Origin of the sequence: Candidatus Pelagibacter sp. HIMB1593 (assembly GCF_052047755.1) — a bacterium.
In the GTDB taxonomy this organism is placed as follows: domain Bacteria; phylum Pseudomonadota; class Alphaproteobacteria; order Pelagibacterales; family Pelagibacteraceae; genus Pelagibacter.
Genome location: NZ_JBNAJK010000001.1, coordinates 1,233,260 through 1,246,234, shown reverse-complemented (window position 1 = coordinate 1,246,234; position 12,975 = coordinate 1,233,260). Strand labels below are relative to the sequence as shown.

Genomic DNA, 12,975 nt, shown 5'->3' with positions numbered 1-12,975 from the left:
ATTAACCCTTAGTTGCTCCAAGAGTTAATCCAGCAATAAAATGTTTTTGCATTAAGAAAAACATAATAACGGGAGGTATCGCAGCAACAATGGATCCAGTTGATAACAAGTGATAAGCTGTAATCCATTGACCATTCAATGATTTTAATCCAGCAGTAATAGGCATTGCATGATCACCTTGAATTAAGACAGTTGCCCAAAAATAATCATTCCAAATAAATGTAAAAATTAATACACAAAGTGCTGCTATAGCTGGTCTAGTTAAAGGTAATATTATTTTCCAAAATATTTTAAATTCAGATGCTCCATCCATTCTTGCAGCTTCAATAAGTTCTTGAGGTAGAGCTTTAATAAAATTTCTCATAAAAAGTGTGCAAAAGCCTGTTTGAAAAGCTACGTGAAATAATACTAATCCTGTAATGGTGTTGTAGAGACCAATCTTAAAAGTAAGATCTCTAACTGGTATCATTAAAATTTGAAATGGAACAAAGTTTCCAGCTATAAAAATAAAAAATATTGTTAAATTTGTCTTAAATTTATAGTTTGCAAGAGCAAAGCCAGTCATACAACTTAAAGCAACTGCTCCTAACATTGTTGGTATAGTTACTTTAAAACTATTTAGAGTATATTTAATCATTGGAGTGTTAGTAAAAACATCGTGTAAATTTGAAAAAAGTAAAAATTCACTTGGTGTTCCCCACATGTTTCCAGCTGTAATATCTCCCAGGCCTCTGATAGATGTCATTAAAATACCAAATATTGGTATCAGCCAAATAATTAATGAGATAGGTAAAAATATTTTATAAATATATTGATTTACAACTGGTCTTTGATGAATAGGAGTAGGGAACATTTAGTTATTATCCTCTCTTTCATTTCGATACATTCTGTATATGAAAAACAAAATATAAAACATCATTATTGTAAATAAAACAGTTGCTATTGCTGACCCGTATCCCATTCTGTAACCATATTCACTTAAAGCTTGCTCAAACATGTAGTACGCCAAGACATTTGAATATCCATAAGGACCTCCTTGAGTCATTATTGCTACCATATCGAAACTTCTTAGTGCACCAATTACAGTAACTACAATTGCTAGAAAAGTTGCGGGTCTAAGCTGTGGGAGTACTATGTTCCAAAATAAATGAAACCCTTTAGCACCATCCATTCTTCCAGCTTCGATTTGTTCAGGGTTAATATTATTAAGTCCTGTTAAATATAAAATTAAACAATAAGCAATTTGAGGGTATAGACCTGCAAATATTATCCCATAAGTAGCAGTATCTTCATTTGCAAGAATTGAAAATCCCTCTAACCCAATGAAATTTAGAAAGGGTGCAATCACCCCGTAATTTGGTTGGTAAAACCAGGTAAATATTAGACCAATAACCACTTGAGATATAACAAATGGGAAAAAAAATAGAGATTTTACTAATCTTATTCCAAAAACAACTTGATTTAAAAATATCGCTAACCCTAGACCAATCGGAACAGCTAGCATGAAAAATATTAGCCATTTAAGATTATTCCAAAGTGAAATATAAAAATATTCATCATCTAGTAGCTCAACATAATTTTGTAGACCAACATATATCGAAGGGGATAGGCCATCCCATTGATAAAAAGATATACCAATAGATACAAATATTGGAGCTATTACATAAATGAAAAAAAATATTAAACCTGGAGCTAAAAAAATCCATGGGCTTATTTTAATTTGATTTCTTTGCCACCAAGTAATTCTTTTTGCTTTTGAATTATTTAGTTCCATTTAGTTCTATTTTAAAAATTGATGAAATCGATTTTTAAACTTAGGGGCCAATAAGCCCCTAAGTTAAATTAAAAGTTTATTTATAAACTCTTTGACGTACTTTTTCTAATCTTTCCAAGATTTTTTGTCTTCTGTCTGGATTAGACATGTATTCTTGGAAGCCCTTCATACCTTCTGATGCCATTTGAGCTGGAGCATCCCTATCGTAGAATTGCGCCATTGCATAAGCATTATTAAGCATATTTAATCCTGCTGATAAGAAAGGATCTCCTTCTTTAACACCAGAGTTTTTGTTAATAGGTAGCTGACCTAATATTTTATTAATCTCTTCTTGCACATCTGCTCGAGACATAAATATTAAGAAACGTTTTGCATCAGTTTTATTCTTAGCTTTTGATGGTATATGCACTGTATCAGTAGGTGCCTCTTCAGCCATTGGAATACCCGGAGTTATTTCAGGAAATTGAAAGAAACCTAAAGTATCATCATTTAAACCACCCTCTTTTAAAGGAGCAACTGCGAAATTACCCATAACATACATTGCAGCTTCACCATTAATCATTGGTGTTAGAGCTTCTTGCCAACTTAGAGCAGCATGATTTTCTAAAAAGTAACCAGGTTTAACTAATTCATCCCATTTATCAAAAACTGCTTGAACTTTAGCATCAGTATAAGGAACTTTTCCTAGAGTAAGATCCATATGGAATTCATATCCATTTGTTCTTAAATTTAAGTAGTCAAATACTCCTGCAGTAGTCCATAGATATTTTGATCCAATAGTTATTGGTGTTACTCCACTTGCTTTAATTGTTTCACAAGCTTTAACGAACTCCTCCCAAGTTTTTGGAACACTAATACCTAAGTTATTAAAAATATCTTTTCGGTAATAAACTCCCCACTGATAGTAAGTATAAGGAATTCCCCATTGCTTGCCACCAATTGTCATGGATTTTTTAGCATGCTCCATATTTTCACTTAAGTTTCCATCAACCCAACCTGAGTCAGACCAAATATCAGACACATCTTCAAACAAACCTGCTCTTACAAATGGTAACATTCTGTTTCCTGCATACCAGTTTGCCACGTCAGGTGGATCAGTGTTCAAGAAATTTCTAATAGATTGTTTGTAACCTTCATGGTCAAAAACATTCCATTTCACTGTGACATCAGGATTTTCATCTTCAAATTTTTTAATGATATATTCAAAAGCTGCTTTAGGTGCTGCATCAGATGTATCTGTGTTTATTACTAAAGTTCCAGCAAATGAAGTTGAAGAGATTATTCCAAACGTCATTATTAATGAGATAATAATCTTTTTCATTTATACTCCTTTTATTATGTATGAGTAATAGACTATGTATTTTTCAAATCGATTACAAACAAAAATTTCGATTACTATTTGTCGCAAAAAAAAATTGATAAATTATAAATAGTTTCTAATATTAAATTATAGAAAAGATCTATATAATTATACTAATTATAATTTTTTTATGCCTTGGAATTATCCCACTACTATTTGGTTTGGAGCAGGTAAAATAGAAGATCTTACAACCGCCTGTTTAAACTTAAAAATTAAAAATCCACTTTTTGTAACCGATAAAGATCTTTTAAATCTTCTAATGACTTCAAAAGTAATTGAAAAATTAAAAAATGACTTTGATAATTTAAAAGTATTTTCACATTTTTCAGGAAACCCAACCGGAAAAAACGTAATGGATGGGGTCTCTTTATATATAGGAAAAAAATGTGATGGAGTAATTGCCTTTGGTGGAGGTAGCGCATTAGATGTTGGAAAGGGAATAGCATTTATGTGCGGTCAAAAAAGACCTGTATGGGATTTTGAAGATATAGGTGATTATTGGACAAGAGCTGATGGAAATAAAATTTCTCCAATTATAGCGGTTCCAACTACTGCAGGAACAGGCTCAGAAACAGGAAGAGCTTCAGCCATCATTAATGAAGAAACAGGAATAAAAAAAATAATTTTTCATCCAAAAATTTTACCTTCTATTGTAATTTTAGATCCAAATTTAACCAAAGATCTTCCCCCAAGAATAACAGCTGCAACAGGAATGGATGCACTTGCTCACAATCTCGAGGCTTTTTGTGCACCTGGATTTCACCCAATGGCAGATGGTATCGCGCTTGAGGGTATGAGGTTAATTAAAAATTCTTTAATAGAGGTTTATAAAAATGGTACGAACATAGAAGCTAGATCTGAAATGTTAGCAGCATCTAGCATGGGCTCTACTGCTTTTCAAAAAGGTCTTGGTGCAATACATTCTCTAAGTCATCCAATAAATGCACAGTTTGATGTACATCATGGTTTAAGTAACGCGATATTTATGCCTTATGTTTTAACTTTCAATAAATCAGTTATTGAAAACAGAATTATATCTATTTGTAATTATCTTAATCTAAATAGTACATTTGAAAGCTTTTTAGAGTGGATATTAAATTTGCGTAAAGAATTAAACATTCCTCATAAACTTTCAGATGTTATGGACTGTAATGAAATTGATTTAGAAAAACTCTCTTTAATGGCATTTGAAGATCCATCTACAGGAGGCAATCCAAAAAAAATAACAAAAGATGATTTAAAAGAAATGTATAAAAAAAGTATTTCAGGAGACTTATTTTAATGAAGAAAATTTTGGTAGTAGAAGGTAATTTACAAGAGGAAAATAAAATTTTTACAGAAGCAGGTATTCAAACTCATACAGAAAGCTTAAAACATAGTCTTTCTCATTTTACTGATCAACTAAATATAGATGTAGTTAATCCATCTTCAGATGAAAATATAAGCGAGAATATTGATCCATTAGAAAGTTATGATGGTCTTATTTGGGGTGGAAGTAGTTTAAATATTTATAACAAGACACCTGAAATTTTAAGACAAATAGAATTTATGAAAGAGTGTCAAAAAAAAATTAAAAAAGTTCTAGCGATATGTTGGGGAATGCAAGTTGCAGTAACCGCTGCAGGTGGTGAAGTAAAAAAGGCAGAGAAGGGGTCACACCGAGGGATTGCAAAAGATATTGAAATTAATGAGAATGGTTTAAATCATCCATTATATAAAAACAAAAATAAAAAGTTTAATACTCCAGCATTTAATTTTGATGAAGTTGTAACTCTTCCAGAAAATTCAACACTGCTAGCTTCAAACCCAATTAACAACGTTCAAGGTTTAAATTTTAAAGTTGGAAATTGTGATGTGTGGGGCCTTCAGTATCATCCAGAAATTACTTACAACAAGATGATTAACTTAATTATTTTTAGAAAAGATAGACTTATAGAACGTGGTGCTTTTAAAGACCAAAATCATATTGATGACCACATTAAAAATATAGAAATAGAAAACAAAAAATTAGATAAAATTTCCAGAATGAGAGAATTAGAGAATTGGTTAGATTATCTTAACTTAGAATAATCCTTCAATCTCACCTTTTTCATTTAGTTTAATAGAGTCAGCTGCAGGAACCCTAGGTAATCCAGGCATAGTCATGATTGCACCGCAAATAACCACAATAAACTCTGCACCTGATGATAATCTCACCTCTCTAAGTGGTAAAGCATGACCTGTCGGCGCTCCTTTAAGATTTGGATCTGTTGAAAAACTGTATTGAGTTTTTGCAACACAAATTGGTAAATCACCATATCCAGCTTCTTCAAAGTTTTTAAGTTGATCTCTAATTTTTGTATCAGCGATTACTTCATCTGCTCTATATATTTCTTTTGCAATAGTCTCTATTTTTTTAAACAAAGGTGTTTTGCTTTCGTATAAAAATTGAAATTTAGCTTCATCTTTTTCACATAATTCTGAAACATGAGCTGCTAATTCTTTTGTACCTTCACCACCATTTGCCCAATGAGTACACAGACTAGCTTTAACACCTAAATTATCACAAAAATCTATAAGTGCTTTCACTTCATTATCAGTATCTTTTATAAAATGATTAACTGCTACAGCAACAGGTAAACCAAATTTTTTAACATTTTGAATATGTCTTTCTAAATTTACTAACCCTTTTTTTAAAGCTTCAACATTTTCGTTTTTCAAATCATCTTTAGCAACACCACCGTGCATTTTTAAAGCCCTTATAGTTGCAACAATTACAACACAGCTTGGTTTTAAATTTGATTTTCTACATTTAATATCTAAGAATTTTTCTGCACCAAGGTCAGCACCAAATCCCGCTTCAGTTACAACATAGTCTGCTAATTTTAAACCAGTCTTAGTCGCGATAACCGAGTTACAACCATGAGCAATATTTGCAAACGGACCACCATGAATAATTGCAGGATTATTTTCCAAAGTTTGTGTAACATTAGGTCTGATAGCTTCTTTTAAAAGAACTGTCATAGGACCTTGAGCATTTAGGTCTTTTGCATAAACTGGTTTTTTATCTCTAGTATACCCAATAGTTATATTTCCAATTCTTTTTTCTAAATCTTCCAAATCATTTGATAAGCAAAAGATTGCCATTATCTCTGATGCAACTGTAATATCAAAACCATCTTCTCTTGGAAAACCATTTGCTACACCACCTAAATTTATATTTATAGATCTTAACGATCTATCATTCATGTCCATAACTCTTTTCCAAACAATTCTTCTAACATCGATATCCAGTTTATTTCCCCAATAAATATGATTATCGATTAATGCTGATAATAAATTATGAGCCGATGTAATTGCATGAAAGTCACCTGTAAAATGCAAATTGATTTGTTCCATTGGAACGACTTGTGCATAACCTCCACCAGCTGCTCCACCTTTCATACCAAAAGAAGGACCTAAGCTTGGTTCTCTAAGACATACAATAGATTTTTTTCCAATTTTATTTAAACCATCATTTAATCCAACCGAAGTTGTAGTTTTACCTTCACCTGCTGGAGTAGGAGTAATAGCAGTTACTAAAATTAATTTTCCATCTGGCTTATCTTTTAGTTGCTCTAAATATTCTAAATTTATTTTTGCGATATGTCTGCCCATAGGACTAAACGCAGAGCTTTCATCAGGTACATTTATCTTTGCTAAAATATCATTTATTGGTTGCATTTTAGCTTCTCTAGCTATCTGTATATCTGATTTTACTTCACTCATTCGTTATCCTTTATTGTAAATTTTTTTGCATAATAATTATCTTATTTGAGATTTTCCGAAACTTCTAAAATATATATATAAAAAAAATAAGAACTATTTAAATTCATTAATATAAAATTCTTATATGCAAAAGTATTCTATTTTTAGCTTGGTTAAAAATGCATTAACAGGTCATCAAAATTGGGATTTAGCTTGGAAAGACCCAAATCCTAAAGAAGAGTACGATGTTGTTATAATCGGGGGTGGGGGTCATGGTCTAGCTACCGCATATTATCTAGCTAAAGAACATCAAATTACAAAAGTAGCCATCATTGAAAAAGGATGGATTGGTGGTGGAAACGTTGGACGTAACACTACAATTATCAGATCAAACTACATGCATGATGAAAATGGTCTTTTCAGTGAGTTTGGAATGGATCTATGGAGAAAGATGAGTCAGGACTTAAATTACAATGTAATGTTTTCTCCAAGAGGAATAATTAATCTTGCACACTCAGATGCACAAATGAATGCGTACGCAAGAAGAGGTAATTCGATGAGATTAAACGGAATTGATGCAGTTCTTTTAAACAGAGAAGAAGTAAAAGAATTAATCCCAATGGCTGACTTTTCAGACAACGTAAGATTTCCGATCTTTGGTGGATTGATGCAACCAAGTGCTGGAACTGCTCGTCATGATGCAGTTGCTTGGGGGTACGCTCGTCAAGCAGACTCGATGGGGGTAGATATAATTCAAAATTGTGAAGTCACAGGTTTTGATGTTTCTGCAGGAAAAATAAAAGGGATCAGAACATCTAGAGGAAACATTAAAGCAAAAAAAGTAGGTCTATGCGTTGCTGGTAGCACAAATATTTTAGCAGAAAAATTAAATATGACTTTGCCAATTGAAACTCATCTTTTACAAGCTTGTGTTTCTGAACCCGTGAAACCAGTTTTAGATAAAGTTGTAACTTTTGGTGCAGGTCACTTTTATATTAGTCAATCAGACAAAGGTGAAATGGTAATGGGTGGAGACCTCGATGGTTACAATAGTTACGCTCAAAGAGGTAATCTTCCAACATTACAACATGTTTTAACTGAAGGAATTGCGATGATGCCATTTTTAAGTAAATTAAAAATGCTAAGAACTTGGGGTGGGATCATGGACATGTCAATGGATGGTTCACCAATAATTGATAAAACTCATATTGATGGTTTGTATTTAAATTGTGGATGGTGTTATGGAGGCTTTAAAGCAACTCCAGCATCAGGATGGACATTTGCACATACTATTGCTCAAGATAGAGTTCATGAATTAAATGCAGGATACAGTTTGAATAGATTTAGTACTGGTCATCTTATTGATGAAAAAGGTCTTGGTACAAAAACTTGGATTTCATAAATGTTACATATTAAATGCCCACATTGTGGAATGAGATCTCAAAATGAATTTTCTTATGGTGGAGATGCTACTGTTAAAAGACCTGAGCTAAATAAAGAAGTCACAGATCAAGATTGGGATAATTTCGTATACAATAGAGTTAGTCCCAGAGGAAAACATTTAGAACTTTGGCAGCATTTATCTGGTTGCAGACAGTGGATTAAAGTTGAAAGAGATACTGCAACACACGAAATTTTTAAAACTTACAAAGCTAACGAAGAAATTGCTTAATGACTCAGAGTTATCGAATAGAAACAGGTGGCTTAATAAATAGAAATAAAAAAATTTCTTTTAAGTTTAATGGTACATCTTATTTTGGTTATGAGGGTGATACATTAGCTTCAGCTTTACTAGCAAATGGTGTTCATTTAGTTGGTAGAAGTTTTAAATATCACAGACCAAGAGGGTTTTTTGGTGCAGGAGTTGATGAACCTTATGCAGTTGTTCAACTTTATAGAAATGGTGAAACGGAGCCAAATATTAAAGCAACTGAACAAGAATTATTTGAAGGATTAGAGGCAAGCAGTGTTAATTGTTGGCCAAGTGTTAACTTTGATATTGGAGCAATAAATAATTTTTTAAAAATATTTTTACCTGCAGGATTTTATTACAAAACTTTTATGTGGCCAAAAAGCTTTTGGTATAAAATTTATGAGCCATTTATAAGAAAAGCAGCTGGATTAGGAGTAGCTTCAACAAAACATGATAAAGAAAGATACGAACATAAATATGAGTATTGCGATCTTTTAATTGCTGGATCTGGACCATCAGGTTTAGCGAGTGCGTATTCTGCAGCGAAAAATGGAGCCAAAGTTATTTTAGCTGAAGATAAACCAAGGTATGGTGGCTCACTATTAACGAGTGATGTGAATATCGGTAACCAATCTGGAAAAGATTGGGCAGACGGTATCATCTCAGAATTGAAAGAGATGCCAAATGTAACAGTAAAAAATAGATCTCAAGTTTTTGGATACTATGATCACAACATGTTAGTAATGTCTGAAAAAGTTAGTGATCATTTACCTAAAACTAAAAAATATCATCCAAATAAAAGACTTTGGTACATTAGAGCAAAAGAAGTTCTAATTTCATCTGGTTCAATTGAAAGACCAATTGTTTTTGGAAATAATGATACTCCTGGAGTGATGCTTTCATCTGCAGCTAAAGAATATTTAAAAGTTTATGGTGTCTTGGTTGGAAAAAAACCTTTAGTATTTACAAACAATGATAGTGGCTATGAAACTGCAATTGAATTTAAAAAACATGGTGTTGAGCCTATAGTTTTAGATTCAAGATCAAATCCACAATCAGAAATTATAGATGAAGCAAAAAATTTAGGAATTAATATTAAAAATTCATATGTAGTAGTTGCAGCACAAGGTTATAAACAAGTAAAATCAGCTGATGTAGCAACTATTTCTGAAGATAAGAAAACACTTGGCAAAATAGAAAATATAGTTTGTGATTGTATATGTGTTTCTGGATTTTGGACACCTACAATTCATTTGGCATCACAATCAGGAAATAAAACTAAATTTAATGAAGAGATAGACGCGTTTGTTCCAGGAGTTTCAAAACAAAATGAAACAACTTTGGGAGCTGCTAATGGTGTATTTACATTAGAAGAAACTTTAAAAACATCCTTTGAAAAAGGAAAAGAATTATCAAAAAAAATTACTGAGAAAGATAATGAAATATCTATTCCAAATGTAGTTGAAAAAAAATATTCTAAACACGATAAGTTTTGGTGTGTTCCATTACCAAAAGGTAAAAGTTATAAAAGATTTTTAGATTTTCAAAATGATGTTGCTGTTTCTGATGTAGAGATTGCATTAAGAGAAGGTTATAGATCAATTGAACATGTAAAAAGATATACCACTTTAGGTATGGCAACAGATCAAGGAAAAACAAGTAATTTAAATGGATTGCAATTAGTTTCTGAGATTGAAAATAAAGTTGTTCCTTCCGTTGGCCACACTACTTTTAGACCTCCTTATACACCTATTTCTATCGGTGCTATTGTTGGTAGAGAAGTAGGAAAGCATTCAAAACCAACTAGAAAATCTCCAATTCACAATTGGCATGAAGAGCATAACGCTGTTTTTGTTGATGCAGGAGTTTGGTTAAGACCAAGATATTATAAAAGAGGAAACGAAACTTTGTTTGAAGCATCAAAAAGAGAAGCAAAAAATGTAAGAACAAACGTTGGTGTTTGTGATGTAACAACTCTTGGTAAGATTGACGTTAAGGGTCCTGATGCTGCTGAATTTTTAAACAGAGTATACACAAATGCATGGTTGAAGTTACCTATTGGAAAAGCAAGATATGGAGTGATGTTAAGAGAAGATGGGATAGTGATGGATGATGGTACAACTACTAGAATTTCAGAAAACCACTATCACATGACAACAACTACGGCTCAAGCAGCTAATGTGCTTTCGCATTTAGAGTATTATTTGCAACTTGTTTGGCCTGAACTTAATGTAAATGTAGTTTCAACAACTGAGCAATGGGCAGGAGCTGCTATAGCTGGACCTAAATCAAGAGATTTATTACAGAAATTGTTTCCTAAAACAGATGTATCCAATGAAGGTCTTCCATTTATGGGATATGTAGAAGGCGATTTATTTGGTGTTAAAGCAAGAATTTTCAGAATTTCATTCTCAGGTGAATTAGCTTACGAAGTTAATGTTGAGTCTGATAACGGAAGATTTATGTGGGAAAAAATAATTGAAATTGGAGAAGAGTTTCAAATTCAACCATATGGAACTGAAGCATTGTCTACACTTAGAATTGAAATGGGACATGTTGCAGGTTCTGAATTAGATGGAAGAACAATTCCTTACGACAATGCTTTAGAAGGGCTATTGAGTAAAAAGAAAGATTTTATTGGAAAAAGATCACTACAGAGATCAGCTTTTGTAGCTGAGGATAGACAGCGAATTGTAGGCGTTGTTCCATTGGATAAAAAAACTAGTATTCCAGAAGGTTCACACTTAGTTAAAGACGCTAACGCTCCTTTACCGAATAAAAAATTAGGTCATATCTCAGCCTCTTGTTGGAGTGTTGAGCATGATAATCCATTTTCATTAGCAATATTAAAAGATGGAAAAAATATGATTGGAGAAAAATTATTTGTAATGTCTCCATTAAAAAACAAAGTTATTCCAGTAGAAATAGTTTCATCACATTATGTGGATCCAAAAGGAGAAAGAGTTAGATCATGAGTTTAATTTCAGCTTTAAATAATGTGCATGCAAAAGGTCAATTTGGAGATTTCGAAGGTAAAGATGATAATAATTTACTTTCAATATCTGAAACTACTAATTTATTAATTGTACAGATAGTTCAGTATAAAAGTTCAAACTCATCATTAGACAACATGCAGGTAGATGGCCTAAATTTAAGAGACAATCAATCTTTAGTTAGCTCCAATGATAACACAAGAATACTTTGGAACGGTCCAAGAAATTGGATTTTAGTTTCTAAGAAAAAGGACACTTTAAATGAAATAGAGCAAAAATTTAATGATAATGAATTTGCAATAACAGACATATCTCACTCAAAAGCAATAATTGAAATTGAAGGTAAGGAGGCTAAGGAAGTTTTAAAAAAAGGATGCCCATTTAATTTTGGTGAGCTAAAAAAAAATCAATGTTTAAATTCTACTTATAACGGAATGTCTGTCACTATTGATATGCTTGATAATGATCCAGATAAATTTAGAATATTTGGACTAAGAAGTTTTGGTGAATCTCTTTATCACTCAATAACAGACGCATCTTTAGAATTTGGATATATTGCAAAGTAATTATTTATCTCTAGTTGCAACATAAACACCAATAGTAGCTATAAAAAATCCTAAAAGATCTAAATTAGATAATTTCTCATTTAAAAATAACCATGCCATGAATGCAGATGTAGGAGGAATTAAAAAAAATATTGAAACTGTTTTACTTGCAGAATTTTTTTTAATTAAGAACATAAGTATTGTGAATGCTCCAAAGGACACTAAAAAAATTTGATGACTCATTGCAATTATAAATGTTTTTGAAAATTCAATGTAAGGATCTGCAAAAAAAATTATAACTAATAAATGAAATGAAAACCCTCCAAGTGCTTGGTTCATATTACTTACTGATAAGGGTAGGTTGTTGCTTATTGTTTTTTGCCAAAGAGTTGAACTTGTTATTGCTATCAAAGCTATAATCGTTGCAATTAATCCAGCAGTTGGAATTTTTGATCCTATTTCAAAACCTAGAACCATTGATGCTCCAACAAATCCCAGTAAAACACCTGCCCATTGTTTAACAGAAACTCTTTCTTTTAGTATTGGTCCACTTAATGCATTAGTTAGTATTGGTTGAAGTGTTACAATTAAAGCAGCAAGGCCAGTAGGCATTCCAATAGAAATTGAGTAAAAAACACCTCCTAAATAAAATCCATGAAAAAGAACTCCACTGAAAAAAGATTGTAAAAAATTTCTCTTACTTACAATTATTTTCTGCCTTGAATAGATAGAAAAAATTAAAAAACCAAATGCCACTAGTGCAAATCTAAAGGCTAATGCAGCAAAAGGATCGCTGTAATCAATGATTGGTTTTGTAGTTATAAATGCTGATGACCAAAGTAGAATAAAAATAAATGGAAAAATTTTAACCATTTTTGTTTTAT

11 protein-coding genes are annotated in these 12,975 nt (G+C 32.0%); 6 read left to right on the top strand and 5 right to left on the bottom strand.

Annotation, left to right across the window (positions count from 1 at the left end):
• Window position 1: 1 nt before the first annotated feature.
• The 3 genes from ACTTA0_RS06635 to ACTTA0_RS06625 all read right to left on the bottom strand — a co-directional run bounded on the left by ACTTA0_RS06635 (window position 2) and on the right by ACTTA0_RS06625 (window position 3,095).
• Window positions 2-853, bottom strand: a complete 852-nt coding sequence (locus ACTTA0_RS06635) for a carbohydrate ABC transporter permease (RefSeq protein WP_440676502.1) — start codon at window positions 851-853, stop codon at window positions 2-4.
• Complete coding sequence (locus ACTTA0_RS06630) at window positions 854-1,774, bottom strand: carbohydrate ABC transporter permease (RefSeq protein ID WP_440676501.1); 921 nt, start codon at window positions 1,772-1,774, stop codon at window positions 854-856.
• 76 nt (window positions 1,775-1,850) lie between these two features.
• Complete coding sequence (locus ACTTA0_RS06625) at window positions 1,851-3,095, bottom strand: ABC transporter substrate-binding protein (protein ID WP_440676500.1); 1,245 nt, start codon at window positions 3,093-3,095, stop codon at window positions 1,851-1,853.
• A gap of 169 nt (window positions 3,096-3,264) precedes the next feature.
• On the opposite strand from ACTTA0_RS06625, the gene ACTTA0_RS06620 reads away from it, so the two are divergent.
• Both ACTTA0_RS06620 and ACTTA0_RS06615 read left to right on the top strand, forming a co-directional pair.
• A complete protein-coding gene (locus ACTTA0_RS06620; RefSeq protein WP_440676499.1) occupies window positions 3,265-4,416 on the top strand; it encodes an iron-containing alcohol dehydrogenase in 1,152 nt (383 codons plus the stop codon).
• Entirely contained in the window at window positions 4,416-5,204 is a 789-nt protein-coding gene (locus ACTTA0_RS06615) for a type 1 glutamine amidotransferase (RefSeq protein WP_440676498.1), read from the top strand. The genes ACTTA0_RS06620 and ACTTA0_RS06615 overlap by 1 nt, the downstream gene beginning before the upstream one ends.
• On the opposite strand, the gene ACTTA0_RS06610 is transcribed toward ACTTA0_RS06615, so the two are convergent.
• The gene (locus ACTTA0_RS06610) at window positions 5,196-6,881 is read right to left on the bottom strand and encodes a formate--tetrahydrofolate ligase (RefSeq protein ID WP_440676497.1); all 1,686 of its coding nucleotides are present in this window, start codon (window positions 6,879-6,881) and stop codon (window positions 5,196-5,198) included. The genes ACTTA0_RS06615 and ACTTA0_RS06610 overlap by 9 nt on opposite strands.
• Before the next feature lie 124 nt (window positions 6,882-7,005).
• On the opposite strand from ACTTA0_RS06610, the gene ACTTA0_RS06605 reads away from it, so the two are divergent.
• Genes ACTTA0_RS06605 through ACTTA0_RS06590 form a run of 4 tightly spaced genes read left to right on the top strand, consistent with a single transcriptional unit; the run spans window position 7,006 to window position 12,112 of the window.
• The gene (locus ACTTA0_RS06605) at window positions 7,006-8,262 is read left to right on the top strand and encodes a sarcosine oxidase subunit beta family protein (RefSeq protein WP_440614112.1); all 1,257 of its coding nucleotides are present in this window, start codon (window positions 7,006-7,008) and stop codon (window positions 8,260-8,262) included.
• Window positions 8,263-8,532 (top strand): sarcosine oxidase subunit delta, encoded by a 270-nt coding sequence (locus tag ACTTA0_RS06600; protein WP_440676496.1) that lies wholly within the window; start codon window positions 8,263-8,265, stop codon window positions 8,530-8,532. It abuts the gene before it with no gap.
• The gene (locus ACTTA0_RS06595) at window positions 8,532-11,528 is read left to right on the top strand and encodes a sarcosine oxidase subunit alpha family protein (RefSeq protein WP_440676495.1); all 2,997 of its coding nucleotides are present in this window, start codon (window positions 8,532-8,534) and stop codon (window positions 11,526-11,528) included. The genes ACTTA0_RS06600 and ACTTA0_RS06595 overlap by 1 nt, the downstream gene beginning before the upstream one ends.
• The gene (locus ACTTA0_RS06590; protein WP_440676494.1) at window positions 11,525-12,112 is read left to right on the top strand and encodes a sarcosine oxidase; all 588 of its coding nucleotides are present in this window, start codon (window positions 11,525-11,527) and stop codon (window positions 12,110-12,112) included. The genes ACTTA0_RS06595 and ACTTA0_RS06590 overlap by 4 nt, the downstream gene beginning before the upstream one ends.
• Here ACTTA0_RS06590 and ACTTA0_RS06585 read toward each other — a convergent pair whose 3' ends face one another.
• Complete coding sequence (locus ACTTA0_RS06585) at window positions 12,113-12,964, bottom strand: DMT family transporter (RefSeq protein ID WP_440676493.1); 852 nt, start codon at window positions 12,962-12,964, stop codon at window positions 12,113-12,115. It lies immediately after the preceding gene.
• Between the last annotated feature and the right edge of the window lie 11 nt (window positions 12,965-12,975).

What these genes read in the sequence shown, in the direction of transcription:
- ACTTA0_RS06635 (WP_440676502.1), bottom strand. Translation starts at nt 853, where the DNA reads ATGTTCCCTACTCCTATTCATCAAAGACCAGTTGTAAATCAATATATT.
- ACTTA0_RS06630 (WP_440676501.1), bottom strand. Translation starts at nt 1,774, where the DNA reads ATGGAACTAAATAATTCAAAAGCAAAAAGAATTACTTGGTGGCAAAGA.
- ACTTA0_RS06625 (WP_440676500.1), bottom strand. Translation starts at nt 3,095, where the DNA reads ATGAAAAAGATTATTATCTCATTAATAATGACGTTTGGAATAATCTCT.
- ACTTA0_RS06620 (WP_440676499.1), top strand. Translation starts at nt 3,265, where the DNA reads ATGCCTTGGAATTATCCCACTACTATTTGGTTTGGAGCAGGTAAAATA.
- ACTTA0_RS06615 (WP_440676498.1), top strand. Translation starts at nt 4,416, where the DNA reads ATGAAGAAAATTTTGGTAGTAGAAGGTAATTTACAAGAGGAAAATAAA.
- ACTTA0_RS06610 (WP_440676497.1), bottom strand. Translation starts at nt 6,881, where the DNA reads ATGAGTGAAGTAAAATCAGATATACAGATAGCTAGAGAAGCTAAAATG.
- ACTTA0_RS06605 (WP_440614112.1), top strand. Translation starts at nt 7,006, where the DNA reads ATGCAAAAGTATTCTATTTTTAGCTTGGTTAAAAATGCATTAACAGGT.
- ACTTA0_RS06600 (WP_440676496.1), top strand. Translation starts at nt 8,263, where the DNA reads ATGTTACATATTAAATGCCCACATTGTGGAATGAGATCTCAAAATGAA.
- ACTTA0_RS06595 (WP_440676495.1), top strand. Translation starts at nt 8,532, where the DNA reads ATGACTCAGAGTTATCGAATAGAAACAGGTGGCTTAATAAATAGAAAT.
- ACTTA0_RS06590 (WP_440676494.1), top strand. Translation starts at nt 11,525, where the DNA reads ATGAGTTTAATTTCAGCTTTAAATAATGTGCATGCAAAAGGTCAATTT.
- ACTTA0_RS06585 (WP_440676493.1), bottom strand. Translation starts at nt 12,964, where the DNA reads ATGGTTAAAATTTTTCCATTTATTTTTATTCTACTTTGGTCATCAGCA.